Here is a 1697-nt window from a genome sequence, read left to right on the forward strand (position 1 = left end):
CTCGGTTGACAGATCCCGTCTGCCAGGCTCATCGTAGAGCCCAGCACAGCCCGTAGTCATCACATCCGCAGATGACGAAACGTCAGGAGACATCCATGCCCGCCATCTTCCACGTCGACCAGGCCCGCACCTTCTCCATGGTCATGTTCCTCAGCTCGTCCCCGAAGATGCAGTTCGGCACGCAGCAGCAGGACACCGCCAAGGACGGCACCCCCAAGTGGGAGGTGCAGGTCGTCGCCTCGTTCACCCAGTTCGGCCGGACCGAAAACGAGATCCTCAAGGTCGGTGTCCTCTCGCACTCGAACCCCGGCGACGCCCTCCAGAACATGCCGCAGCCGGTCGAGCTGGTCGGCTTCCGGGTCGGTGTGACCCCGGCCGAGAAGCGGACCGACCGCAACGGCAACGAGAAGGTCGTCGGCGGCACCGCCTGGTACCAGGCCGACGAGATCCGCTCGACCTCCGCCGTCCCGACCTCCCGCAAGTCCGCCTCGCAGGAAGGCTGATCGTGTCCGCCACTGACTCCCTGAGCCTGGCTCCCCTGGTCGCCGTCATCGCCCTCGCGGTGCTGGCGGCCTGGGGGGCGGCTCGCCTCTTCATCGCCACCTACCGGTACATCCGCGCGACCCCCTTCCAGCGGGCCCGGATGCGCCACGCCTGGGCCGTCTCCCGCCGCTGGCGTCGCCTCGCTCCGAACGTCGGCCTGGCCCGCGTGGACGAGAACACCAAGGGCCGCAAGGACTGGCAGGGCAAGACCGCCAAGCCCGTCACGGTCGTCCCGAAGATCCGCGTCTTCCCGGAGCCCTGGGGAATCCGCGCCGTCATCAAGACCATCCCGAAGGTCGGCGTCGAGGAAGTCGAAAAGGCCGGCGGTTGGCTCGCGGACGCCTGGGACTGCCAGACCGTGGAAGTCCGCCGACTCAAGGCCGGACTCGTGGAGGTCCGAGGCATCGTCGGCAACCCGCTCGACGACCACCAGCCGTACACCTGGCCCGCCGAAGACGACTGGGTCCTCCCGATGGGACACAACCCCTGGATGCGCCAAGTCGCCATCCCGCTACGGCAGTTGAGCGGAATCAAGGTCGCGGGCCTCCCCGGCTACGGCAAGACCATGCTCATGCTCGCCTGGATGGCCTCGCTCGCGAACCGCGCCAACGTCCAGTTCGCCATCTTCGACGGCAAGACCTCCGACGCCCGATACGGCGACTGGGGAGAGGTCGGCAGCCGGGCCATGTTCGTCGTCGGCGACAACCCGGAGACCGCCAACCAGCGCTTGACCGAGCTGGTCCGCCTGCTCAAGGACCGCCCGGCCGCCCTCGTGGAAGAACGCGGCACGCACAAGTTCTGGAAGCACGGCCCGACCGAGACCAACCCGCTCGTCCTGGTGCTCATGGATGAGTGCCACAACTACGCCGACACCAAGGGCCTGACCGGCAAGGACAAGCAGGTCATCGAGTCCAACCAGCGCATGATGCAGACCATCTCCAAGGAGGGTCGCGGGCTCGGCGTGATCGGCATCTTCGGCACGCAGAAGCAGACCGGCGACGCTATCCCGACCGCCGTCCGGGACAACCTGGAGGTCGGCGTCTGCTTCCCGACGTTCACCATCGATGCGGCCGAAGCGGCCCTCGGCTCGGGCATCCGCAAGGACGAGCCCAACGACCCCTCGAAGCTCGTGGACAAGGAGACCAACGTCGGCG

Annotated in this window: 2 protein-coding genes; both read left to right on the forward strand. The window is 67.5% G+C overall.

Going from position 1 to position 1697, the window contains the following annotated elements; genetic code table 11:
* Positions 1–95 precede the first annotated feature (95 nt).
* The gene (locus ACFUPX_RS44125) at positions 96–503 is read left to right on the forward strand and encodes a hypothetical protein (RefSeq protein ID WP_361016958.1); all 408 of its coding nucleotides are present in this window, start codon (positions 96–98) and stop codon (positions 501–503) included.
* A 2-nt stretch (positions 504–505) separates the two neighbouring features.
* A partial coding sequence (locus ACFUPX_RS44130; protein ID WP_383335409.1) for a hypothetical protein occupies positions 506–1697 on the forward strand: 1192 nt, incomplete at its 3' end.

It is taken from the genome of Streptomyces sp. NPDC057302 (genome assembly GCF_042667685.1).
In the GTDB taxonomy this organism is placed as follows: Bacteria; Actinomycetota; Actinomycetes; order Streptomycetales; family Streptomycetaceae; genus Streptomyces.

Bases quoted from the DNA above. Each gene is read 5' to 3' on its own strand.
- ACFUPX_RS44125 (WP_361016958.1), top strand. From the start codon at position 96: ATGCCCGCCATCTTCCACGTCGACCAGGCCCGCACCTTCTCCATGGTC.